The sequence below is a fragment of the Archangium sp. Cb G35 genome (assembly GCF_001896145.1).
Classification (GTDB): Bacteria; Myxococcota; Myxococcia; order Myxococcales; family Myxococcaceae; genus Archangium; species Archangium violaceum.
In genome coordinates, this window is the sequence record NZ_MPOI01000016.1 from 22561 (window position 1) to 45649 (window position 23089).

14 protein-coding genes are annotated in these 23089 nt (G+C 66.0%); 11 read left to right on the plus strand and 3 right to left on the minus strand.

From position 1 onward, the window contains the following. Positions 1 to 77: 77 nt before the first annotated feature. Positions 78 to 2564, minus strand: coding sequence for a leucine--tRNA ligase (gene leuS, locus BO221_RS40645; protein WP_073566316.1), 2487 nt, complete (start codon positions 2562 to 2564; stop codon positions 78 to 80). Positions 2565 to 2645: 81 nt separating this feature from the next. Between leuS and BO221_RS40650 the strand changes: the two genes are divergently transcribed. Both BO221_RS40650 and BO221_RS40655 read left to right on the plus strand, forming a co-directional pair. Continuing rightward, complete coding sequence (locus BO221_RS40650) at positions 2646 to 3212, plus strand: bifunctional 2-polyprenyl-6-hydroxyphenol methylase/3-demethylubiquinol 3-O-methyltransferase UbiG (RefSeq protein ID WP_073566317.1); 567 nt, start codon at positions 2646 to 2648, stop codon at positions 3210 to 3212. 46 nt (positions 3213 to 3258) lie between these two features. After that, positions 3259 to 3885 carry a hypothetical protein gene (locus tag BO221_RS40655; protein ID WP_073566318.1) on the plus strand — a complete coding sequence of 209 codons (627 nt, stop codon included), beginning with the start codon at positions 3259 to 3261 and terminating at the stop codon, positions 3883 to 3885. 6 nt (positions 3886 to 3891) lie between these two features. On the opposite strand, the gene BO221_RS40660 is transcribed toward BO221_RS40655, so the two are convergent. After that, a complete protein-coding gene (locus BO221_RS40660) occupies positions 3892 to 4596 on the minus strand; it encodes a TVP38/TMEM64 family protein (protein WP_083682220.1) in 705 nt (234 codons plus the stop codon). A 116-nt stretch (positions 4597 to 4712) separates the two neighbouring features. Between BO221_RS40660 and BO221_RS40665 the strand changes: the two genes are divergently transcribed. Both BO221_RS40665 and BO221_RS40670 read left to right on the plus strand, forming a co-directional pair. Next, complete coding sequence (locus BO221_RS40665; protein WP_073566319.1) at positions 4713 to 5645, plus strand: RluA family pseudouridine synthase; 933 nt, start codon at positions 4713 to 4715, stop codon at positions 5643 to 5645. Between the two features lie 110 nt (positions 5646 to 5755). After that, the gene (locus tag BO221_RS40670; RefSeq protein WP_143195977.1) at positions 5756 to 6526 is read left to right on the plus strand and encodes a hypothetical protein; all 771 of its coding nucleotides are present in this window, start codon (positions 5756 to 5758) and stop codon (positions 6524 to 6526) included. A 10-nt stretch (positions 6527 to 6536) separates the two neighbouring features. On the opposite strand, the gene BO221_RS40675 is transcribed toward BO221_RS40670, so the two are convergent. Continuing rightward, positions 6537 to 7121 carry a head protein gene (locus tag BO221_RS40675; protein ID WP_073566321.1) on the minus strand — a complete coding sequence of 195 codons (585 nt, stop codon included), beginning with the start codon at positions 7119 to 7121 and terminating at the stop codon, positions 6537 to 6539. 292 nt (positions 7122 to 7413) lie between these two features. Between BO221_RS40675 and BO221_RS40680 the strand changes: the two genes are divergently transcribed. The 7 genes from BO221_RS40680 to priA all read left to right on the plus strand — a co-directional run bounded on the left by BO221_RS40680 (position 7414) and on the right by priA (position 23076). After that, positions 7414 to 7737 carry a hypothetical protein gene (locus tag BO221_RS40680; protein ID WP_073566572.1) on the plus strand — a complete coding sequence of 108 codons (324 nt, stop codon included), beginning with the start codon at positions 7414 to 7416 and terminating at the stop codon, positions 7735 to 7737. A 189-nt stretch (positions 7738 to 7926) separates the two neighbouring features. Next, the gene (locus tag BO221_RS40685; protein ID WP_143195978.1) at positions 7927 to 11085 is read left to right on the plus strand and encodes a hypothetical protein; all 3159 of its coding nucleotides are present in this window, start codon (positions 7927 to 7929) and stop codon (positions 11083 to 11085) included. After that, positions 11085 to 17684 (plus strand): DEAD/DEAH box helicase, encoded by a 6600-nt coding sequence (locus tag BO221_RS40690; RefSeq protein ID WP_073566323.1) that lies wholly within the window; start codon positions 11085 to 11087, stop codon positions 17682 to 17684. The genes BO221_RS40685 and BO221_RS40690 overlap by 1 nt, the downstream gene beginning before the upstream one ends. Beyond that, positions 17681 to 18895 carry a PD-(D/E)XK nuclease family protein gene (locus BO221_RS57725; protein WP_083682224.1) on the plus strand — a complete coding sequence of 405 codons (1215 nt, stop codon included), beginning with the start codon at positions 17681 to 17683 and terminating at the stop codon, positions 18893 to 18895. Before BO221_RS40690 ends, BO221_RS57725 begins: the two co-directional genes overlap by 4 nt. A gap of 30 nt (positions 18896 to 18925) precedes the next feature. Beyond that, positions 18926 to 19354: a very short patch repair endonuclease gene (locus tag BO221_RS40700; protein ID WP_073566325.1), complete on the plus strand. Its 429-nt coding sequence runs from the start codon at positions 18926 to 18928 to the stop codon at positions 19352 to 19354. After that, positions 19351 to 20541: a DNA cytosine methyltransferase gene (locus BO221_RS40705; RefSeq protein ID WP_073566326.1), complete on the plus strand. Its 1191-nt coding sequence runs from the start codon at positions 19351 to 19353 to the stop codon at positions 20539 to 20541. Before BO221_RS40700 ends, BO221_RS40705 begins: the two co-directional genes overlap by 4 nt. A 291-nt stretch (positions 20542 to 20832) precedes the next feature. After that, positions 20833 to 23076 carry a primosomal protein N' gene (priA, locus tag BO221_RS40710; RefSeq protein WP_073566327.1) on the plus strand — a complete coding sequence of 748 codons (2244 nt, stop codon included), beginning with the start codon at positions 20833 to 20835 and terminating at the stop codon, positions 23074 to 23076. Positions 23077 to 23089: the final 13 nt, after the last annotated feature.

A 23089-nucleotide genomic window follows, 5' to 3' on the forward strand; every position in this document is an offset into this window, starting at 1 on the left:
AGAACCCCTCTCCCCCCGGGAGAGGGACGGGGTGAGGGTGCCCGGGCCCCAGGTTGGGCCCGAGTCCCCGAGTCCGTTCAGCCGACGACCAGGTTGATGATGCGGCCCGGGACGTAGACGAACTTCTTCTCCGTCTTGCCCTGGGTGTGGGCGAGGACGTTGGGGTCGTTCGCGATGGCGGCGCGAACATCGGCCTCGGTGGCATCGCGGCGGAGCTTCACCTTGCTGCGCATCTTCCCGTTCACCTGGACGCCCATCTCGACGACATCGTCCACGGTAAGGGCGGGGTCGTAGGAGGGCCAGGGCTCGTAGGCGAGACTCTTCGTGGCACCGAGCCGCTCCCACAGTTCCTCGGCCAGGTGGGGCGCGAAGGGAGACAGCAGGAGCGCGAACGTCCGAGCTGTCTCGAGCGGTACGCGAGGAATATCCGCGAGCCGGTTGGTGAGGATCATCAGCGCGCTGACGGCGGTGTTGAGCCGGAGGGCCTCGATGTCCTCGCCGACCTTCTTCACCGTCTTGTGCAGAAGCCGGAGCGACTCCTCGTCGAGGGTGGCCTCGGCGGCCCCTGGCTCCTCGCGGACGAACGCCAGGGTATTCCAGGCGCGGTCGAGGAAGCGGCGGACGCCGGTGACGCCCTGGGTCTGCCAGGGCTTCACGGCCTCGAGGGGGCCCATGAACATTTCATAGACGCGGAGCGAGTCGGCGCCGTGGCGCTGGACGACCTCGTCGGGGTTGACGACGTTGCCGCGGGACTTGGACATCTTCTCGTTGTTCTCGCCCAGAATCATTCCCTGGTGGACGAGCTTGCCGAAGGGCTCGGGGTGCGAGACGACGCCGCAGTCGAAGAGGACCTTGTGCCAGAAGCGGGCGTAGAGCAGGTGGAGCACGGCGTGCTCGGAGCCGCCGACGTACAGGTCCACGGGCATCCACGCGTCATAGGCCTCCTTCGAGAAGGGGGCCTGGGTGTTGTGCGGATCGATGAAGCGCAGGTAGTACCAGCACGAGCCGGCCCACTGGGGCATGGTGTTCGTCTCGCGGGCGAACCACTTGCCGTCCTTCTGGAAGAAGCGCCAGTCGAGCGCGCGCGACAGGGGCCCGGCGGGGTCATCCGAGGGCTTGAAGTCCTCGAGCTCGGGCAGGCGCACGGGCAGATCGCTCTCGGCCACGGCGATGGGCTGGTCGTAGCGGACGGTGTGCGGGTGCTTGCGCGGATCCGTGGAGCCGGGGGGCAGCTCGACGGGGAAGTAGACGGGGATGGGCTCGCCCCAGTAGCGCTGGCGGGAGAAGACCCAGTCGCGCAGACGGTACTGCACCCGGCGCGTGCCCAGGCCCTTCTGCTCCAGGTGGGAGATCATCGCGGCCTTGGCCTCGGGCGTGCGCTGGCCGTCGAGGAACCCCGAGCGGACGGCGACACCCTCGGCGGTGAAGGCCTCGGTCCAGGAGGCGGTGTCGTGGAGCTGACCGTCGGACGAGACGACCTCGGCCACGGGCAGCCCGAAGGCGCGGGCGAACTCGAAGTCGCGCTCGTCGTGCGCGGGCACGCTCATGATGGCGCCGGTGCCGTAGGAGCCCAGCACGAAGTCCGCCACCCAGATGGGCAGCCGGGCGCCGGTGATGGGGTGGAGCGCGTAGGCGCCGGTGAACTCACCCGTCTTCGTCTTGGTGAGCGCCGTGCGATCCATGTCGCTCTTGCTGACGACGGAATCGCGGTAGGCGAGCACCTTCTGCCGGTGCTCCGGGGTGACGAGCGACTCGAGCAGCGGGTGCTCGGGGGCGATGACCATGTACGTGGCGCCGAAGAGGGTGTCCGGGCGCGTGGTGAAGATGCGCAGCTTTTCACTGCGGCCCTCGAGGGCGAAGTCCACCTCGGCGCCCTCGCTGCGGCCGATCCAGTGGACCTGCTTCTCCTTGGTCTCGGGCCAGTCGAGCCCCTGGAGCTCCTGGGCCAGACGGTCCGCGTAGGCGGTGATGCGCAGGGTCCACTGACGGAGCGGGAGGCGGACCACGGGGTGGTTACCGCGCTCGCTCTTGCCGTCGATGACCTCCTCGTTGGCGAGCACGGTGCCGAGGGCGGGGCACCAGTTCACGGGCAGCTCGGCCTGGTAGGCGAGTCCGCGCTGGAAGAGCTTGAGGAAGATCCACTGAGTCCAGCGGACGTAGGCCTCGTCGGTGGTGGCCAGCTCGCGCGACCAGTCATACGAGAAGCCGAGCGACTTGAGCTGCCGCTTGAAGGTGGCGATGTTCTTCGCCGTGGTCTGGGCGGGGTGGGTGCCGGTCTCGATGGCGTGCTGCTCGGCGGGGAGGCCGAAGGAGTCCCAGCCCATGGGGTGGAGGACGTCCACGCCGCGCATGCGCTGGAAGCGGGCCACGATGTCGGTGGCGGTGTAGCCCTCCGGGTGGCCCACGTGGAGCCCCGAGCCGGAGGGGTAGGGGAACATGTCGAGGATGTACGCCTTGGGGCGGCCCGGGTGACGGCGGGCTTCGAAGGTCTTCTCCTGCTCCCAGCGGGCCTGCCACTTGGGCTCGATGGACGAGGGATCGTACTTGGGACGCTCTGTGGACATGGCGGCCGTATGTAGCACGAGGCTCGGGGGGACGCCGTCCTCCGTGGTAGGGGATGTCCACGCGTTCTCGCTGGAGGGGTCATGTCCGAGGAAGACAGGCAGCGGTGGAACACGCGCTATCGCGAGCAGCAGGGGACCCGGGAGCCCTCGGCGTTCCTCCGGTCGCTCACGGACCTGCTGCCGGTTGGGGGCCGGGCGCTCGAGGTGGCGGGAGGGCCAGGGCATGACGCCGTGTGGCTCGCGAGGCGCGGCCTGGACGTCACCCTGACGGATGTTTCGGACGTCGCGCTCGAACGGGCCGCCGAGAACGCGCGCGCGGCGGGTGTGCCCCTGCGGCTCCAACGATTGGATGTGGAGACCGAGCCCCTGCCACCCGGGCCCTTCGACCTCGTGCTCTGCCAGAACTTCCTCTGGCGGCCGCTGTTCGCGGAGGTCTCGAAGGTGCTCGCGCCGTGCGGGCTGTTCATCTTCTCCCAGCCGACGCGGAGCAACCTGCAGCGGAACGCCCATCCCTCGGCCCGCTTCCTGTTGGAGGATGGCGAGCTTCCCGGGCTGATCCAGGGACTGGAGATCGTCTCGTACACCGAGGGGTGGACCGGGGAAGGGCGGCACGAGGCCCGCCTGGTGGTGAGGCGGGCTGGGGAGTGAGTCGAGGCCCGGCGGCTTCATGCTATGAGCGGCGGTGGGAGATCTCATGGAGCTGCTCTGGAGTCCGGTTGGAATCGGCGTGCTGTGGCTGGTCCTGCACTGCGCCGACTATCTGCTCACCATCGCCACGGCGAGGCTGAAGGCCCGGGGAGAGCTCGGGAAGCGGGTGGAGATGGGGGGCAGCTACGAGCTCAATCCCCTCTTCGTGCAGGCGGTGGAGAAGGGGCAGTGGATCTCCAGGCGGTTTCTCCTGACGCTGGGGGCCGGGGCGATCATGCTCCCCCTGGCGGTGGCGTACTTCGACTGGGTGGTGGAGACGGGGCTGGAGGATTTCCGAGGCCTTTCGGAGGCCGTGTGTGGCGCCCTGGTCGTGACGCGCTTCGCGGTCATCTCCGTCCACCTGCAGAACTTCGCGCTCTTCCGGAGGCTGCTGCACGTGCCCGAGGCGTCGATCGTCAGCCTGCGCTACGACCGTGGCACGGTCATGATGGTGACCCGAGCCCGGAAGGTGGAGCTGGCGGCCTTCTGCGCGATCTCCGCCCTCGTGAGCGGCCGGCCCTTCTTCCTGGGAGGCCTCGCGGCGACCCTGGGCCTCGTCGCCATGCTGTTCCTCTGGGGCCGTCGTCAGGTGTCCACCACGCCGGCTACCCAATCCTCCGCGCCGAACTCCTGAGCCAGCTCACGTCGAGGACTCGTTCAGCGTGGTGGCGAGGGCCCGGCGGGCGAGCCGGGTGATGTACACGGTGGCGAGGACGGTGGCGGCCAATCCGCCCCAGAAGAAGAGCTGCCCGGAGAGCCCGGTGTCGGGACGCTCGCCCTGGGAGAGCTGGGCGGCGCTCGTCACCAGCGAGCCCAGGTACACATAGAGCATCGTGGCGGGCAGCAGGCCGAGGGTGGTCGCGGGCGCGTAATCACGCAGGCGCACGCGGGTGAGCGACAGGGAGTAGTTGAGAAAGCTGAAGGGGAAGACGGGCGAGAGGCGCAGCAGCAACACCACCTTGAAGCCCCGGGCGGCCACGGCGGTGTCCACGGCGGTGAACCTCGGCTGGCCCGCGAGGCGTCGGGCCACCCGCTCGCGCAGGACGGTCCGCCCGAGCATGAAGGATGCGAGGGACGAGAGGTTGCTCGCCACCACCACCAGGAGCGTGCCGTACACCGGCCCGTAGACGAAGCCAGCCCCCAGGTTCAGCACGGTGGCGGGCACCATCAGCATGGTCGCCACCCCGTACACGGCGACGTAGAGCACCGCGCCCGTCAGGCCCATGCCGCGGATGCGCTCGACGAGCCCCAGCAGCCACGTGTCCACGGGCAGCAGCGTGATGGCGAGCACCAGCGCCACCACCCCCGTCACCGCCACTGCCCATCGCCCGATACGGCGTGCCATGCCCCTATCCTAACGGCCGTTGAGGCTCCGGTCGTCATTCGTAGCCCAGGAGGGCTGGAATACGGACCGTCTTTCGCCAGTGGTTTCCCGGAAGGCCCCGCCGTAGAAGGGGCCCCATGTCGTCCCAGAAAATCTCCGTCCCCCGCGAGGCCGCCGGCGAGCGGCTCGACAAGTTCCTCTCGGCGCACGTGCCCGGGCTCTCGCTGGAGCGGGCGCGTACGCTCATCGAGAAGGGCCATGTGCTCATCCGCGGGAAGAAGTGCCAGATGTCGCGCAAGCTGTGGGGCGGAGAGGAGATCGAGCTCAGCCGTCCCCCGCCGCGAGCCCCCACGCGCGCCGCGGTGAGCCGCTCGGCCGAGGGGCCCGAGTTGCCGGTGCTCCACGATGACGCCTCGATGGTCATCGTGAACAAGCCGGCGGACCTGGTGGTGGAGCCGGCGGGGGGGAGTGTCCCCTCGGTGGTGGAACTGCTGGCGGCGAGGCTGCCGCCCTTCGACGTGGAGGGCATCGCACAACCCGGAGTGGTGCACCGGTTGGACCGGGAGACGAGCGGATGCCTCGTGCTGGCGCGCACGGACGAGGCCGTGGCGGCGCTGGACCGGGCGTTCCAGGAGAAGCGGGTGGACAAGCGCTATTGGGCGATCGTGCTGGGAGAGACGCCCGAGCGTGACCGGCTCGAGGCCCCGTACGGGAGGGATCCGAGGAACCCGAGGCTCTTCACGACGAAGGTGAACTCGGCGCGGCGGGCGGCGCTCTCGTACGAGGTGCGCGAGCGGCTGAAGGGCGCGACGCTGGTGGAGGTGAAGCTGGAGACGGGGCGCACGCACCAGATTCGCGTGCAGATGTCCGAGGCGGGCTACCCGGTGCTCGCCGACTCGCTGTACGGCCCGGAGGAGACGCGGAAGCACCCGGCGGCGAAGGAGATTGGCCGGCACGCGCTGCACGCGGTGCGGCTGTCCTTGCCGAGCCCCGCCACGGGAGGTGTGGTGAGCGTCGAGGCGCCACTGCCCGAGGACTTCCAGCGCGCGCTCACGATGCTCCGGCGCTGAACCTCGCGGCTCCAGCCATTCAGGGAATAAGCGGCTTATTGGGAAAACTTATTTTCCGTGTTATAAAAGTTTTCCGGTATAGGACCGATTCTTCCCTGAGGAGTGCCGCGATGAAGCGAGAGCTGAGGCGTTCTGCCCCGTATGCCCTGTTGGCGGGAATGATGCTGGTGGCCTGTGGTGCTCCCGAGGAGGGAGGGCTGGCGCCGTCCGAGGACGTGGGGACGACGGGGTCCGCCATCTGCTCGGGTTCGAGCGTGAGCGCCCTGTCGCTGGCGGGCTTCAGCTCGTGGGGAGGCGAGGCGGCCGGCAGCGGGAGTTGGACGGTGACCTATCCCGCCAACGGCATCCACGTGGACTACTTCATCGACGGCACGCTGCGGGGTTCCTCGGACATCCAGGGTGATGCCAACCGTTCGGGCACCTGGAACTTCAGCTACAGCACGGTGAACTGTGGCTCGCACAGCTTCCAGGCGAAGGCCTACCCCATCACGATCAACAGCACCGGGACCATCGACAGATGCCAGACGTCTGGCACCAAAACGGTGACCACGAGCTTCTCGCAGTCCTGCCCGACCGCATCCATCTCCTGCTCGCGCCCCGTCAACACCCACATCCTGAATTGTCAGGGCACGGGGAGCGGCGGCTCTGGCGGTCCGTACACCTACCACTGGCAGGTCTACGCCCAGCCCTACAACGAGCTGTCCTACTACTCGTCCTGGTACCCGAGCTCGAACTCCACGACGGGCATCACCTGCCCCTACCACAACTGGGATCCCCCCTACGATATGGGGAGGATCTCCCTCAAGGTGAGTGACAGCAGTGGGCTGACCTCGGCTGTCGTCACCGGCGAGGCCTTCCCCTGCATCGCCGGCATCCTCTGAGGCCCGTGCATCAGGAGTCGCCCTCTCCCGGCTCTTCTTCATCCAGGGCCATGGAGAACGGGTAGATGGCGCGGTGATTGACGTTGCGATGGAAGACCGCGAGGTAGTCGTCACTCGCGATCTGGATGAAGGTCTGCTCGGGAGGCGCGGACTGGTTCATGAACCAGGATTCCGCCTCCTCGCGGGTATTGAAAGAGGCTGCGGCAGGAGGGAGACCTTCGCGCTTGAGCCGGCCGAGATGGTATTCGATGACGGTGAGGGGGAGCAGGCGCCGGTGGTTCAGCTCGCGGATATACGCGACGGTGTGGTACCGGTCCGCGATCAGCACGAGCGTCGAATCAGGTGGTTCCGGGTGGTTGTTCAGCCAGGATTCCGCCTCCTCGCGTGTTTTGAACGCGGCGACCACGGGCGGGGGCGAGCTGGACTCAAGGTATTTGAGGAAGTCCGCGAAGGCGTACCGCTGACCCGTCGAGGTGATGAAGAGAATCGCGTTGATGGCGGTCTCGAGGAGCGCTTGCTCTTCCTCGGATGGAGTGTTGGCGCGAATCCGCGCGAGCAGGTCCATCACGTCCACAGTGAGATTGCGCTTGTTCATGGCGACACCCCTGCCCCTGGGGCCGGGTGTCCTACTCCGGGCACCGTCGGGCAACCAACGATGACATGACCGCAGGAGTCGGCCAGTGTGATCCCGCCCTCGTGGGAGTGGTTCGTAAGTACCTGAAAACACAGAGGGTAGGAGGGGCGTCCGGCCTCTGGGACGGAGGGGCTCTACCGCACGGGATGCCGGAGGGGATGTCAGACCCAGCGAGTAGTTTGCGTCCTTGCCGCTGAACCGGAACCGACGCGCCATCGGCGTGAAGGAGGGGGTCAGCCGGCAAGGGGGTTTCATGCGAACGAAGCTGTGCGTGCTGGGGGCGGTGTTGGGGACGGCGTCGGTGCTGCCGGTGGTGTGCATGCCGGAGGTTCCGACGCAGCAGACGAACGAGGAGCAGCCGCGAGGAGGTGTGTCGAGGCAGGCGAGCCAGCCTTTCAAGAGCCACGGCGCCGAGCCGCTCTCGCCGGTCGAGGTGCCGGCGAGCCCGGTGAACGACGAGCCGAAGCACCCGTGTGAGCTCATCACGGTGATGCGGGTGCCGTGCGATTCCTCGACGGACACGTGCGAGTACACCTACTGGGAGTGCTCGCGGAGTCTGAGGCCGCTGAGGGCATGACGAAGTGAAGCGTGGCCCGTGAGCGGGCCGTCAATGGCGCGGCGGGTCGGGCTCTTCGGAGCCTGACTCGCCGCGTCGGTGTTTTCAGGCCTTGGGTGCGACCCGAGAAAACTCAATACGTCCTAAGTGGGTATGCTGCACTGGTGGGTCGGGGTAAGGTGATACCCGATTTCCTCCAGGAACATGGGAATGACTGCGGTGGTTCCAGAAGCTCCGATTCTATCGACGGTACCATCGAAGCCTTGGAGCAGCGCTTCCTACTCCGACTGGAACGAATGGCTCTTCGCACACACGTTCACCAGAAGCATGAGTCTGGAGCCGATCAGGAACATCCCGGCTTCCCTTGAGGAACTCTGCGTCATCGTCGGAGAGTCCCCCGAGCGTGCGCAGGAGGTGTTGAAGGCCTTCACTGACGCCATCCGCCAGGAACTCGACAAGGAGCGGTGCACCTTCGAGAGCTACTACCTTCAGTACCGTCTCCGTAGCGGTAGTCCCGACGCGTATTGGAGCCGCTTCAGCGACGAAGAGCCCTACTTCTTCGGCTGCCTCTGGCTGACCTGCTTGGTGGCATCGGGCTACCCTCCGCACGAGGGGTGGTTCTATCGCCGCATGGGTCTGGTGCTCGGAAAACCGGTCAGCAGCTTCTCCTCCACCCGGGAGTCCGGCAGCCTGGAAGACGTCTGGGAGGATCTTGCCGACTGGACGCAGCACCATCGCGACCGGTACCGGGTGCTGAGCCTCCCCCCACGCGACACCTATCGCAAGATCATCGGGCGCTCGTTCTACCTAGCCTTTCCCAACCATGCGGATCGGCTACAGCTGAGAGCGGTGCTGGAGAAAGCTGATCTGCTCGTGGACAAACCTCCCATCACGCCGGTGCTTGAGGCGTTGCGCCGCTCGAAGCAGGTCTTCGGCAAGGAATTCCAAAAGGAATTGGACAGCTTCTTCGACAAGTACCTGCAGAGCGGCCGGGACCCACGAGAGAGCCCGTTCTGGCGCGCAGTGGTGCAGGAGACGAGCACGCCCAGCCTGGAACGTACGAGCGGACCAGAGCGCACGGGCCAGACCACGTTGATGGCTCACTTCGACGAAGACGACCTGCTTGAGCTCTACGTCGGCTGCACCGAGCAGTACCCCGACAAGCCCGGCTTCACCCGCGAAGCCCTCGACTTCAGGGCAGGAGACTTCAGCTACCGGCTCGTACCGGAAGCCTCCGCCCGTTCGCCGCGGCAGCCGTTCGAGCAGATGCTCACGGGGGCGGCCCGGAGGACCTTCGCGAGTGGTGTCGTGCCCTTGTTACGGATCATCACGGGTGAGTACCGGCTTGCCAATGGCGAAGAGCTGGCCGAGTGCGAGCGCGCCCTCGTCCGCGATGACAGGGTCGAGGCCTTCGTCCGGGCGTTTGGAGGGAAGAAGAATCAGTGCGCGCTTTCGGGGTGGTGTGAGGTCGAAGGTTGCCAGCTGCGCCAGTTGGATTCCTCACCCAAAGGACTTGAGGGCGTCTACACGCTTCTCCATACGACGGAGCCCCAGCGGCCTCACTTCGTGGGAGGGCTACGCACCTCGATGGGTGGTTTCTATCGACTGACCGGCTACCTGCCACGCATCCACGCGCCCGGCGCCGAGAAGGTCGAGGTTGCCGTCGTCGGCTCGTGGTTGCCGTGCCAACGCGGCACTGACGAGCAGCAGGTAGAGGAGTGGCTCCTTCCCGCAGGGCTCGATCTTGATGCGCTAGACGAGCTGCACGTGGCGGCGACTTGGAAGGTGCACATCGAGGGATATGCCCTGGAGCGCCGGGGCGAGGCGAAGGCCTCCCTGGATGCATTGAGCCTCGCAATCGACCACAAAGGGCTGCCGAGCGGAGCCTTCTGGCTTGAGACGACCTCGCGCCGACTTGAGCCCCTTAGCGGTCCGGTCGACGAGATTCGTTTGGGCTTCACGACCCAGGACCGTAGCCGCGCCATGGACATGCTGTTCTTCGATGCAACGGCACGCTGGCTAGGGCCTGGAGTCGGAGAAATGTCCCTCGTTCCCAACGATGGTTTTCCGTGGCTGGCCATCGGCCCTAACAACTCCCCGACGATGGTTGTCTTTGTTGGTGACACGCATAAACCGGTCCTGCCGGATGGCAACTTCTCACCTCTTCAAAAGGACCGGCGTCATTGGAAGCGTGCGTTCTCGGGGCGAACCGACCTCTTCTTCGTCCGGCAGGGCTCGGAGTATGTGCCCATCACCGAGAGGCCCGAGGTGCGGGCCATCCACGCCGACTACGTGAAAGCCGCACGCTCCACAGTGCACCCGGCTGGCCTTGAGTGCGCACCGGCTGACCTGGACAGGTACCTTCAGGACACGGAACAGGTGAGTGGTGATTACTCCAGGGAGGCCGCGCTCCTGATAGATGTTCTCTCCTCCATAGCGCATAACCGCAGCGGCATTCCCTTGCGTGAAGCCCACGAACACCTGGCCCGGCTCACGCATACGGACGAGCACCACTCGCTGCGCTACCACTTGCTCCGGGCGCTGGCGGAGGTGGGCGCCATCGACACGATGCTGCGCATGAATGGCAGACAGACGCTCGTCGTCGCCCGTAGGCCTCGGCTCGTCATCTTCCGGAGAGGAAACCGCTTCAGTGGCACCGTACTGGGCCTGTTGCCGCAAACGATCTCCAGGCTCGTCGGGACCGAGGGCAAGAAGCGTGGCCTGGAGGTGACCTACGCGGCGCCGCCCAACCGCTTCCAACCTCCCATCCTCCATCTGGAGGCGAAGAATGGAGCCCTGGAGCCGTTCGAAGCCCTCTCCAAAGAACTGGCCTTCGCCCCACTTGAGTTCCTCGACTGGCCCGATGCGTCCATCGTCCCCCAGCACTTCACCGTTCGAGAGGAACTCTCGCGGGATGTACCTCCGGAGATGTACGAGCGCGAGGCAACTTGGTGTTGGAAGAATGGCTCCTTCAAGCGGACACCGGAAGATCCGGGCGAGGTGAGCATTGAGCGACGCCAGGACGGCCAGCGCTCCCCCATCTACGTCGTCATGCGGGGAGGGACACCCGTGGGTTGGAGCTACTCCCGAGCGTGGGCGCTCCTGGATGCAGCTGAAAAAGCGGGGCGGCCTCCCTTCACGCTCGACGGCAGCGGAGTACTCCAGACCATGGCCAATTCTCCCTTGCACCTGCCGCTACCGCTGGCCCGCCTGTGCACGGTGGTCGGCGCCGGGGCGCCCGGTCCACGCATCGAAGAGCGCAAGGGCCGCCCCGTCGTCACCGCATACGTCTATCCGTTCGGCAAGAAGCTCGCTCCCCTGGCCGCGCGAGCGGTTCCCGAGTCGTGGACTCAAAGGAAGGTCGAGTAATGCAGGACCCCATTGGAAACTTCGAGCGCATCCGCGAACTCTACATCAGCTATCTCGACACTGCCTTCCGTATCGGTGACGAGAGCGTGGCTGAGGAGCGGCGCCGGCTGTTGCGCCAGCCCGGCTCTTTCTGCACCGAGCCGCTCATCGAAGCCATTCCCCGGTACGAGCCCGCGGAGCTGTCATTCGATGCACTCTACTCGAATACCTCGCACGACGGGCCCCTGGCTGGCTTCGACGAGGCAGCGCGACGCGCCTTCGTCGAGCTGACGCTCGCGGGGCTGTTTGGTTCGGAGCCTCGGAAGGAGGGCGGTCTGCCGCTGAAGCGGCAAGCGAAGTACGCGCCCTACCGCCACCAGCTCCAGATGCTGCACAGGGGCGTCCGGCCCGGCACGCCTGGCGTCGTCACCTCCGGCACGGGCTCGGGCAAAACGGAATCCTTCATGCTGCCCCTTCTGGCGCAGCTCGCCAAAGAGGCCATCAGCTGGGACGCCCCCGAGAAGGGGTATCTAGAGCATCGCTGGTGGGTGGATCCCACGACAGGCCAGCCCTACTCCGAGGAGAGCAAGGGGCGGCGCCACTTCAAGCTCCCCAAGCAGAAGCGGCCCGATTCGAAGAATCCTTTGAATACTGCCTTCGAGCGGCACCGAGCGGGCGAGAAACGCACGGCGGCGGTCCGCGCCCTCGTCTTGTACCCGATGAACGCTCTGGTCGAGGACCAGCTCGTTCGCTTGCGCAAGGCACTCGACTCCGCCGAAGCGCGCGAGGCCATGCAGGAGCACTTCCATGGCAACCGCATCTTCTTCGGTCGCTACATCGGTGCCACCGAGGTCACCGGCCATCCAGGCTCGACGAGCAACCCCCGCGGCCTGGATTCCTTTCTCCTGGAAGGAAAGGATGCCGCGAAGCAGTTGGGGTCCATCAAGATCAAGGGCCACAAGCTGGCCGACGCCAACGATGACGTAGCGTACGAAGCCGTCTGGAAGGACGAGAAGGATCGCCGCAACCGCCGCCTGACCCAGCTCTTCGAGCACATGGTCGGCCTGGAGCGTGGGCAGATCCAGGCCAGACTCCACGCGCTAGACAGACAGGCCCAGGAAAACCTGCACGCCAAACTCGATGGACATCGGGAGATGCACGGCGCGGCCCCCGAGGCGGCGGCCTTCCTCTCGTATGCGGAGGCGCCGGAGGTGGGCAAGCGCTCCCTGTCGAGCCTCCTTGAGGACTACCAGAAGCTCTTCGGTGCTCCCGATGAGGCGACGCACCAACGGCTCGCCCAACTCCAGTTGACGGACAAGGACGCGCATCAGGCCCCGTCCGCCACCGGCGTCGACGACTCGCCCTTCATGTTCCCGTCCGTGGACGGCTCGGAGATGACGAACCGGTGGGACATGCAGCTGGATCCGCCGGACATCCTCATCACCAACGTCAGCATGTTGAGCGCCATGCTCAACCGCGAGGTCGAGGAACCCATCTTTGAGCAGACCCGCAGGTGGCTTGAGCAGGACGATGCGTACTTCTTCCTCGTGCTCGACGAGTTGCACCTGCAGCGAGGAGCCGCGGGCACCGAGGTGTCCTTCCTTCTACGAATGCTGCTTGAGCGGCTGGGCCTCACCCAGAGCGCGAAACAACGGAGCAAGATCCGTGTCCTGGCCTCGAGCGCGTCGCTTCCCGCCGCGCCGCCGACGGAGGCAGAGAAGAGTTCCCAGTATCTGTGGGACATGTTTGGCCCGTTTGGACTGCCCCCAGCGGACCGGAGCGAGGAGCAGTCCAAGGAGTCGTGGCGTCAGTCCATCGTGTCTGGGCACGAGAGAAAAGGCAGGTACGAGCCCACTACCGAGCCCGCCAAGGTGCGGCTGGAGCCAGAGCCCTTCCGCGAGTTGCTCGTGGCGCACCAGAGCCCGGGATGGAGCGACCCCGACGTTCTCCTGGCGCAGCCTCTGTCCGCCAGGGTTCCCGACGGCATCGAGTCCCTTGAGCGCGCGTGGAGGCGCGTCTGTGCGGCCCTCGGCATCGGCGCGAACAAGCCCCTGCCCCAAGCCATCTCCGAGGCCATCACGGAGGCAACCCACCGCCTCCTGTGGGCGTGCTGGCAGCAGGACGAGGGGCGTTCGCGCGCACAGCCCGTGAGCGAATTGGCGGAGAAACTCTTCGGGCCTCCCACGGCGGAGGCAGGGCATACGGAAACGGAGCACCTGGAAGCCATTCGTGGGCTGCTCTTCGTTCGCGGAGCGGCAGATGGGCTGAAGCAGCTCGGCTACCTCAGGGGCCTCGATCTTCCCTCGTTCCGCGTACACACCTTCTTCCGGAGCATCGAAGGTCTCTACGCCCCGGCTTACAAGGGTATCGGCTCTCCGAAGACGAAGGAGGAACGGCGGGCAGAAGTGGGCCAACTCACCATCGAGCAGGCTCACCGCATCGCCATCGAGAGCCCACAGGGTACCCGGGAGCACAGGCTTTTCGAGCTCGTCTATTGTGAGTGCTGCGGCGAGCTGTTCTTCGGTGGCATGCGGGCCGACATCTCCAGAGGCCCCTACTTGGCCGAACTCCTACCCCAGGAACCGAAGCTTGAGGGACTGCCGGATGACGCCGCCTCTCAGCGCTTTGAGGATCTTTCCTGGAAGCAATACGCCCTCTTCTGGCCCAATTCCAGGAACCGTCCCTCCGACGGGCCGACGGATGACAAGGACAAGGGCCTGTGGCTGAAGGCCGTCCTTGAGCGAGAGACGGGGGGCATCCTCAAGCGAGACAAGGTGAAGGACTCGGAGTTCGACCCTGGCAGGCATCTTGAGGGCTGGTACTACGAAAGCAGCGGCTCGGATGCCGGGCACAAGCGCAACTGGGACTCCCCGGGCACCAACGTGCCCTACTCCTGCCCGAACTGCCTCACCTCGTACAAAGGTCGGGTCGACAAGCGCTACCGCCTGTCTCCCTTGCGGAACTTCCGGGCAGGTTTTGCTAAGACGACGCAGCTCCTGGCCACCGAACTTTTCGACGCGCAACGTGTTTCGAACCCGGTGGAATCTCCCAAGCTGGTGTCCTTCTCGGACAGCCGGCAGGACGCGGCCAAGGCAGCGCTCTCCATCGAGAAGAACCACCACCAGGACATCCGCCGCGAGCTGCTCGTGAGGACGCTGCGACATTACCTTGCTGGACGCGACCGTCAGCGGGCGGAGCTTGAGGACAGGTGCGCTGCGCTTGAGCAGTCTCTTGCGGCGGTGCATTCCTCCATCAAGGAGATGCTGGAGAAACAGCTTGCCGCCACGAAAAGTCAGCTCGCCAATGTACTCGACCCAAGCGCCTCGCTCTCCGACATCATCGGCATCGCCAGGCCCGAGCAACTCGGTCCAGATTCGAAGGTTCCCATTCTGATTGCTGAGATGGCCCGGTGCGGTGTCCACCCCTACGATGGGGCGGGAGTCGAGCGCCCCGCCGGCCAACAGCCAGGCAGCACCGTGCCGGTGCGCTTCCCGTGGAACCGGCTGCTCTCGCTGAAACCCGCGACCGGCGAGCTCACCTGGGCAAGCTCCGAGGAGGGCGACGAGGCACTCGCCATGGACAATGCCCGCGTCCAGCTCCTCACCGAGGTGCATCGGGTGATGACGGATGTCGTCTTCAGCAAGACGTACTTCTCGTTCGAGGAGTCGGGCCTGGGGTACGTGACGGTGCCGCTCCAGCAGCTCCCAGGCACGAGCGAACAGAAGCAGCGGCGAGCCGGAGAGCTGGCCGCGCTGCTCCGGGTCATGGCTGATTCCTATCGGTATTGGCCGAGTCCTTTCGCCGAGAAGGACGCCACGGGCCAATCCAAGATGCCCAACGAGTGGCGAGAGGCTGCTCAAGTCGGCCCCAAGGTGAAGAAGTTCGCCCAGGAGGTGTGGGCCACCGACTGGGAGGCTCAGCTGAAAGCGGCTTTGGACCTGCTGGCGGACGCTGGACACAAGGATGGGCTCATCCGAATGCCCCATGTCCGTATCCAACTTGCTCCGGAAGACGCCCATTACGTCCGGTGTGCGCAGTGCTCCCGTGTCCACCTGCATCCAGGAGCCAGCGTCTGCACGCGCTGCTTCGCGAAGCTCGACTGGCCCAAGCTGGACAAGAAGCCCATCCGTGAGTTGCACGTGCGCAGCTTCCTGGCCCGCCGGATCCAGCGCGCAGCCGTCGTCGCCGACGAGGGCGGCCACGGAGCCTTCCGGCTCCACTGCGAGGAACTCACTGGACAAACGGAGAAACCCGCCGAGCGCCAGCGGCAGTTCCGCGGCATCTTCGTCCCACGCCTGGAAGATCTCGAAGGCACGAATGACGAGACCCCGGAAGCCGGTGAGCTGGTACTCGGGGAACAGAACCTGCTCTTCAAGCGGAGGAGCGAGATCGATCTGTTGGCCGTGACGACCACGATGGAGGTGGGAATCGACATTGGCCCACTGCAGGTCGTCCTCCAGGCGAACATGCCCCCTCAGCGCTTCAACTACCAACAGCGCGTGGGTCGCGCGGGGCGCCGTGGCCAGGCCTTCTCCCTGGCCCTGACGATCTGCCGAACCAAGAGCCACGATGTCTTCTATTTCCGCGAACCGAAGGCCATGACGGGGGACATTCCACCGACGCCTTTCCTCACCAAGCGGATGGAGAACATCGGCGGTCGGCTCGTCCGCAAGGGGTGGCTGTGGAGTGCCTTCAGGCGCCTGCGAGAGGAAGAAAGGAAGATGGGGCGGCCCTTCCCGGGTGACCTCATGATCCCACCGGACATCCATGGCGAGTATCTACCCACGGTCCTCTTCCAGAACCCGGCTTGGCAGGCGCGGATAGAGAAAACGCTTGAGGCAACGCGGGGCTACGCCGAGCAGTTGGCGCGGCTGCTCGAAGAGGGCAGCACGCTAACCTTTCAGGTGAACGTGCCGGACCTCATGGCCCACATGAGGTCCGCCGTGGACCGGATCAAGCAGACGGGGCTCGCGCACGTGCTGGCCGAGTATGGCTTGCTGCCCATGTACGGCATGCCAACCCGTGTCCGCGAGTTGTACATGGGGCTGAGACGCAACGGAGGACAGCGCGAGTGGAGCACTGTGGACCGGGATCTCGATCTCGCCATCTACGAGTTCGCGCCCGGCTCCACGGTCGTCATCGACAAACGCGAGCACTTGGCCGTGGGCTTCACTCCCAACCTCACCAACCCCATCGCCCGTAAGGGCGGAGAAGCCATCTACGCCATTGAGACCTCGGCGTTCGGCCATACCTTCGAGTTGATGCAGTGCACGGTCTGCCAAGCGTGGACGGACCTCACGAAGCAGGAGGCGAGCACGAAGTGCACATGCGGCGCTGCCCTCAATGGCCCGCGTCGGCTCTGCTGTGTGCCCAATGCCTTCCGGACAGACTTTCCGCTCTTCGCGCGCACCACGGAGGAGGAGGCGGACAGCGGCGTCCGCCATCGCTCCATTCAGGCCGAGGCGGACCAGATCCAGTTCGAGGAGGCCCAGGGCTTTGGCCCCGGAGGAACCTGGAAGTTGCCCTTCCAATACAAGAACAGCCGGACATTCCGGCTCAATCGAGGACCGAACCACGAAACCGAGGGACGTTACTTCCGCGTGAAGCAGGGCACGGACAGCTTGCTGGGCGCGAAGCTCGAGCACCAGGTCGTCTGCACGGACGGAGAGTTGGACAAGCGCGTACGTGGCTTCACGCCCGAAGAGGCGGAGAAGCAGATGTGGCTGGCCGCACCCAAGACGACGGACTCCCTCTACCTCTCCACGCAAGGGACGACGGATGGACTAGCACTCCACCGGTTGCACTCAAGTGTGGACGAGGGCATGCCCCAAGACGACGTGACGCGCTGGCTTGGGGTTCGCGCTGCGGCGATCTCGGCCAGCTTCATCATCGCCAGCCGGGCCGCATTCGAGCTGGACATCGATCCCGAGGAGTTCGACGTGCTGGAGCCTCGGCGCTACAAGGGGGACGACCACCGGCCGCTCCTACAGCTCACCGATCACCTCGTCAACGGAGCAGGCTACTGCAACTGGCTCGTTCAGCAAGAGGCAGGCCAGCCCCGCATCGCGAGCCTCATCCAGTCCATCTTCGAGAAGAAGGACAAGTACCCCCTCAAGCAGTTTCTCGACGGCCAGCATACGGGGTGCGACTCCTCTTGCTACCGCTGCATGCGACGTTACGGCAATCAGCCATTCCACGGGCTCCTCGACTGGCAACTGGGACTGGCGTTCATCCGGACCATGGTGGACCCGGACTATCGAGTTGGCCTCTCGAAGGGAGACTTCAAGGCGTACGTGGAGCTGGCGCGCTGGCCGAAGCTCGCTGCGGAGTTGGCGCGGCAGATGGCTGATCGTTTCGGTGGCGAGAGCACTGTCTTCGGAGACGTGCCCGCCTTCCGGATACGGAAGCAGGGCAGTGAACTCACCCCGTGGGTCCTCATCCGGCACCCCCTCTGGGACTGGAGCAAGGATGACGGACCTCCAGACGGGACGATCCTGGCGCAGGCCTATGTGGAGGCAAAAAAGGAGGGGGAACTGCCGTTGTGCTGGGACAGCTTCAACCTCCTGCGCCGCCAGGTGCTGGTGCGCGAGAAGATCGTCAGCGAGGCTCGGGGTCAATGACGGGGCCTCACCCTCTCCCGAGTCCGATCGAACGAGTGGAGGTACCCGCTTTTTTCTCTCCCTCCCGGTTCGGCGCGCTGGGCAGATGCAAGCTCTCGGTACTCGGCGAAAGGAGCGCCTCGATGCTTCTTCCACCAACCGTTCATGCCCTGGTCGGCACCATCGTGCACCATGTACGGCGGGAACTGAGCGAGGGCCATTGGGGGGCTGAGCTGAATCGGGAGGGGGCATGCGCCATCCTCCTCGCGGAGGCAACACAGCAGGCGGAGCTTCAGCTCTCCGGGACGGCGAGCACTGCGGCGCTCGTCCCCCTGCGTGAAGCGATGGGGAGCCGGAATTGGGAACTTCGGGAGCTGCGTCTTCGACGGTGGGTAGCTCGGCTAGCGCTTCAGGGTAAGAGCAAGCCCGCACGGCCCTTGCGGGACCTGCTGGGAGTTCCCACTGGCCAAGGACCTGACTCCACACGGCTTGAAACGGGAGACGAGGCATGGCTGGTTGCCCCCTCGATGCGGCTCCGAGGAAAAGCCGACCGCATCGAGCAGACAGCGCCCGGCACGCTTGACATCGTCGACTTCAAGTCCGGCCGCCTTCACGATGAAGAGGGGCAGTTGCTGCCGGACGCGACACTCCAGGTGCGGTTGTATGCCCTGGCCGCCGAAGAAGCCGGCTCAGTGTCCGTACGGCTCTTCCTGGAGGGAGACGCTCGTTACCCGGTTCCGTGGGGTGACACGGAACGTGAGGAGACACGAGCCCTGCTCAAGGCGATCTCCGAAGATCTCCCGGCGGGCAAGGCCCTCGGCGCGAAGAGTTTGGCGGAGCCGGGCCCTCACTGCCGAGGTTGCCGCCTACGGCCCTCGTGCGGACGCTACCTTCAGTGGGGCCCCACGGTTTGGCCTCACCCGCAACCTACCGGGCAGGAGCCACCTCTGGACGTGTGGGGCAGCCTTGAGCGTGTCGTACCAGGATCCCGTGGCGACACGGTGGAGTTGCGCAACGCCGACGGCCATCTCGTTATCGTCGACGGGGTGAGCCCTTCTCGGGGACTTGGTGGGCTGGCGGCGGGAGAGCCGGTATACTTCTTCGATCTTGAGCGTACGGAGGACAAACGAGCCCACGGTCGTGTGGTGCACCCACGGAACTTTCACGAGCATCCTCCCGATGGTGGCAAGCGGTTGCGCAGGGCGCGTAGCCTCCAGGTCTTCCTCGGCTGAATCCTGGTGCCGCGTGATTATCCTTCCGGAGTGACACGCCATCGCGCAGCGGTACAGCCCTCTGAAGAAGTCTCACGCCGGATGAAGGCCGTGCGGCGGCGTGACACCAAGCCCGAGGTGGAAGTCCGGCGGCTCCTATGGAACGCGGGAGCCCGGTTCAGGCTTTGTCCCCGCGACTTGCCCGGAAGCCCGGACATCGCCAACAAGAGAGCGCGCTGGGCGGTCTTCGTTCATGGATGCTTCTGGCACGGTCATCGGAACTGCAATCTGGCGACCGTCCCCAAGAGCAACACCGCTTTTTGGGAAGCGAAGCTGGCCGCGAACCGCCAGCGAGATGCCCGAAAAGCGCTGGCACTGAGGCGACTCGGCTATCACGTTCTCGTGGTATGGCAGTGCGCATTGCGCGACCCAGCAGCCCTGGTCCGCCGGTTCTCCAAGGCAGGGATCACGAAGCGATGAGCGACGACCTGGACCAAATCGACGGTGGCGATGCCGCCTTCCTGCGCAGCCGGGCCCGGCCGCTGCCTCTTGGCGGCACTCAACGATTGAGACTGGTCGACCTCTTCGCAGGCTCGGGAGGACTGAGCCTGGGAGTCATGGAGGCCTGCCGCGCGATCAATGCGAAGCTTGAGGTGCGCTTAGCCATGGAGTTGGACGAGCGCGTTCGTGCCGTGTACGACCTGAACTTCACCTCTCAAATCGAGCACAACCGAGGCGACGTCCTCTCCAGGTTCGGTCTAGTCCCTGGAATGCCGCTGTCCACTGCGGAGCAAGAGACGCGGCGCGAGGTGGGCAAGGTCGACATCCTGGTGGGCGGCCCTCCCTGTCAGGGTCACTCAGACCTCAACAACCACACCCGTAGGCACGACAAGAAGAACGAATTGTACATGGTGATGGTCCGCGCGGCCGAGGTGCTTGAGCCCCGCTACGTCCTCATCGAGAACGTCCAGGGGGTGCGCCGCGATCACGGAGCGGTGCTCATTCGAGCAACGGAGTGGCTGAGAGACAACCTGGGATACAAGGTGGCGCACCGTCTGGTGCGCATGGTCGACATCGGAGTTCCTCAGAAGCGCATCCGCCATATTCTGGTCGCCTACCGTGGCGAGGAGCGCCAAGGGCTGCTGGACTTTCCTCCGATCGAGAAGCCTCGAACCCTGCAGTGGGCAATCAAGGACCTTCAGAAGAAGAAGTTCTCTGAACAGTCGATCTTCGACACCCCGGCCCGGCTGAGTCCCGCCAATGAGCAGAGGGCGAAGTATCTGCTTGAGAACCCAGATACTTACGACTTGCCGAACCATCTTCGGCCCAAATGCCATCGCGACAACCCCTCGCACCGCTACAAGGCGATGTATGGGAAGCTCAAATGGCACGAGCCCGCCCACACCATCACCACGGGGTTCGGTAGCCCCGGCCAGGGGCGCTATTTTCACCCCGAGGAGCTGCGCACGCTGACTCCCCACGAAGCGGCGCGGGTGCAGTTCTTTCCAGATTGGTTTGACTTCGGGCCGAACTCGAACCGAGGACTCCTCGCGCACTGCATCGGCAATGCAGTCCCGCCGAAGTTGGCCTTCTCCGTACTCGTCCGGCTCCTGCGACAGCAGGCCGTCGGTGCTTCGGCACAGAAGCCCAAGGGTGAAGCTGCTTGAGCCATGACAGCTACTAAGTTCAATATGCGCGCGCTTTCGTCAGCGGCCATGCGCGCCTCGTGACGCGCTGGGGTCCTTTGGAGGTTCTTCGCGCGGACATCTGGGCCATGCCCGCCTTGCGTGCGCTCCGGTCCGGAATGGAGCGCGCCGAGAACCCGTGGTTCGGCTGGGGTGAACCGCGTTCTCCACTGTGGGTATGGCCCTGTGTGTCCACGGATGTGTCCGCTGTGAACACTCCGGCCAGAAACTACCGGTGTCAGGGACCGCCGCTACAGTGGTTCACAGGTCGCCGTGAGCCCTTCGAACCTCGCCTCCGTTGCAGTCGGCCGTCCCGTCCGGGGCGAGTTCACCTATGTCGTCCCCGAGGGGCTCTCGGGGCGGCTGTCTCCGGGCCAGCGCATCCTCGTGCCTTTTGGCCGCAGCATGTCGCTCGGCTTCTTCCTCGGGCCCGCCACGCCTCCTCCCGAGGCCGAGAGCGTCAAGCTCAAGCCCATCATGAAGGTGCTGGAGGACTCGCCGTCCCTCCCGCCGGATCTCATCTCGCTCCTGCGCTTCGCCGCCGAGCACTACCGCTACCCGCTCGGCGAGGTCATCAAGAGCGCGCTTCCCCCCGGGCTCACCAAGGCCGAGATGGAGAAGGAGGCGAAGCCCGACGTGCAGGAGTTCGCCGTGGCGCTCGTCACCGAGGCGCCCGCTGCCCTTCGCCGTGCTCCCGCCCAATCCGCCGCGCTGGCCTATCTCCTCGCGGTGGGCGGTCGCGCGCCCCTGGAGGAAGTGGCCCACGCCATCCCCGGTGCCCGTGAGACGCTCCGCAAGCTGGTGGAGCGCGGCCTCGTCCGCATCGACGAGGAGGTCATCGCCCCCGGGGTGAAGGAGGGGCTCGGCCAGGGCCGTCCCGCGCAGCTCACTCCCGAGCAGGACGCGGCGGTGAAGGAGCTCCACACGGCTGTCGGCACCGGCGGCTTCCAGCCCTTCCTCCTCCACGGTGTCACCGGCAGTGGCAAGACCGAGGTGTACCTGCGCGCCGTGGAGCGCGCGCTCGAGCACGGCAAGGGCAGCCTCGTGCTGGTGCCGGAAATCGCCCTCACGCCGCAGCTCGTGGGCCGTTTCCGCAGCCGCTTCGGCGCGGACGTGGCCGTGTTGCACTCGGGCCTCAAGGACCGCGAGCGCCTCTTCCACTGGCAGGCCCTTCGCAAGGGCACGGTGCGCATCGCCGTCGGGGTGCGCTCGGCGGTGTTCGCTCCCGTGGAGAACCTCGGCCTCGTGGTGGTGGACGAGGAGCATGATCCCTCCTTCAAGCAGGAGGACAAGCTGCGCTACCAGGCGCGCGACCTCGCCGTGGTGCGCGCCAAGCAGGCCGGGGCGGTGGTGGTGCTCGGCTCGGCCACGCCCTCGCTGGAGACGCTGGAGAACACCCGCCGCGGCCGCTACCGCAAGCTGGAGCTCAAGAACCGCGTGGATGACCGGCCCATGCCCTCCATCGGGCTGGTGGACCTGCGCCAGGAGCGTCCCCGCGAGCCGCTCGTCCAGGAGGAGGCGCCCATCCTCTCGGCGCCGCTGCTCGACGCCATGGCGGAGACGATCGCCAAGGGCCAGCAGGTCATCCTCTTCCTCAACCGCCGCGGCCACAGCACCTTCCTCATCTGCGAGGTGTGCGGCACCTCGGTGAAGTGCTCCGAGTGCGACGTGTGCCTCACCTATCACCGCTCGCAGAACCGGGTGGTGTGTCACTACTGCGGCGTGGCCCACCCGCTGCCGGACCATTGCCGCGAGTGCACCGGGCCGCTGCTCAAGATGGGCGTCGGCACCGAGCGCGTGGAGGCGGAGGTCGCCGAGCGGATTCCCCAGGCGCGCGTGGCCCGGCTGGACCGGGACTCGGCCACCAGCGCCGAGCGTCTCACGGAGATGCTCGCCTCCTTCGCGCGCCGGGAGATCGACGTGCTGGTGGGCACGCAGATGGTGGCCAAGGGGCACGACTTCCCCGGGGTGACGCTGGTGTGCGTGGTGATGGCGGACACCTCGCTGGCCATCCCCGATTTCCGCGCCGCCGAGCGCACCTTTCACCTCCTCACCCAGGTGGCGGGCCGGGCCGGGCGCGGGAAGGACCCGGGGCGGGTGCTCGTGCAGACCTACAACCCCGAGGCGGACCCGGTGAAGCGCATGCTCGTCCATGACTTCGACGGCTTCGCCCAGCGGGAGCTGGAGCGGCGCAAGGTGCTCGCCTGGCCGCCCTACACCCGCATGGCGGCGGTGCGGCTCGAGGGCGAGAGCGCCGAGCAGACGGCCAGCGTGGCCCGGCAGCTCGGGGACTTCCTCACCCGGCGGATGCCTCCGGCCTCGTGGGGGGTGCGCCTGCTGGGGCCCGCCCTGGCCCCCATCTCCCGGATTCGCGGCCGCACCCGGTGGCAGTTGCTCCTCAAGGCCCCCTCCCACGCGGCCCTCGCCCCGCTGCTCGCCCGCCTGGAGGCGAAGCTGGTCGACATTCCTTCTTCCGTGCGTGTCACGATCGACGTGGATCCGGCGGCCATGCTGTAGACTCGCCCGCGAT

Bases quoted from the DNA above. Each gene is read 5' to 3' on its own strand.
- leuS (WP_073566316.1), bottom strand. From the start codon at position 2,564: ATGTCCACAGAGCGTCCCAAGTACGATCCCTCGTCCATCGAGCCCAAG.
- BO221_RS40650 (WP_073566317.1), top strand. From the start codon at position 2,646: ATGTCCGAGGAAGACAGGCAGCGGTGGAACACGCGCTATCGCGAGCAG.
- BO221_RS40655 (WP_073566318.1), top strand. From the start codon at position 3,259: ATGGAGCTGCTCTGGAGTCCGGTTGGAATCGGCGTGCTGTGGCTGGTC.
- BO221_RS40660 (WP_083682220.1), bottom strand. From the start codon at position 4,596: ATGGCACGCCGTATCGGGCGATGGGCAGTGGCGGTGACGGGGGTGGTG.
- BO221_RS40665 (WP_073566319.1), top strand. From the start codon at position 4,713: ATGTCGTCCCAGAAAATCTCCGTCCCCCGCGAGGCCGCCGGCGAGCGG.
- BO221_RS40670 (WP_143195977.1), top strand. From the start codon at position 5,756: ATGAAGCGAGAGCTGAGGCGTTCTGCCCCGTATGCCCTGTTGGCGGGA.
- BO221_RS40675 (WP_073566321.1), bottom strand. From the start codon at position 7,121: ATGAACAAGCGCAATCTCACTGTGGACGTGATGGACCTGCTCGCGCGG.
- BO221_RS40680 (WP_073566572.1), top strand. From the start codon at position 7,414: ATGCGAACGAAGCTGTGCGTGCTGGGGGCGGTGTTGGGGACGGCGTCG.
- BO221_RS40685 (WP_143195978.1), top strand. From the start codon at position 7,927: ATGACTGCGGTGGTTCCAGAAGCTCCGATTCTATCGACGGTACCATCG.
- BO221_RS40690 (WP_073566323.1), top strand. From the start codon at position 11,085: ATGCAGGACCCCATTGGAAACTTCGAGCGCATCCGCGAACTCTACATC.
- BO221_RS57725 (WP_083682224.1), top strand. From the start codon at position 17,681: ATGACGGGGCCTCACCCTCTCCCGAGTCCGATCGAACGAGTGGAGGTA.
- BO221_RS40705 (WP_073566326.1), top strand. From the start codon at position 19,351: ATGAGCGACGACCTGGACCAAATCGACGGTGGCGATGCCGCCTTCCTG.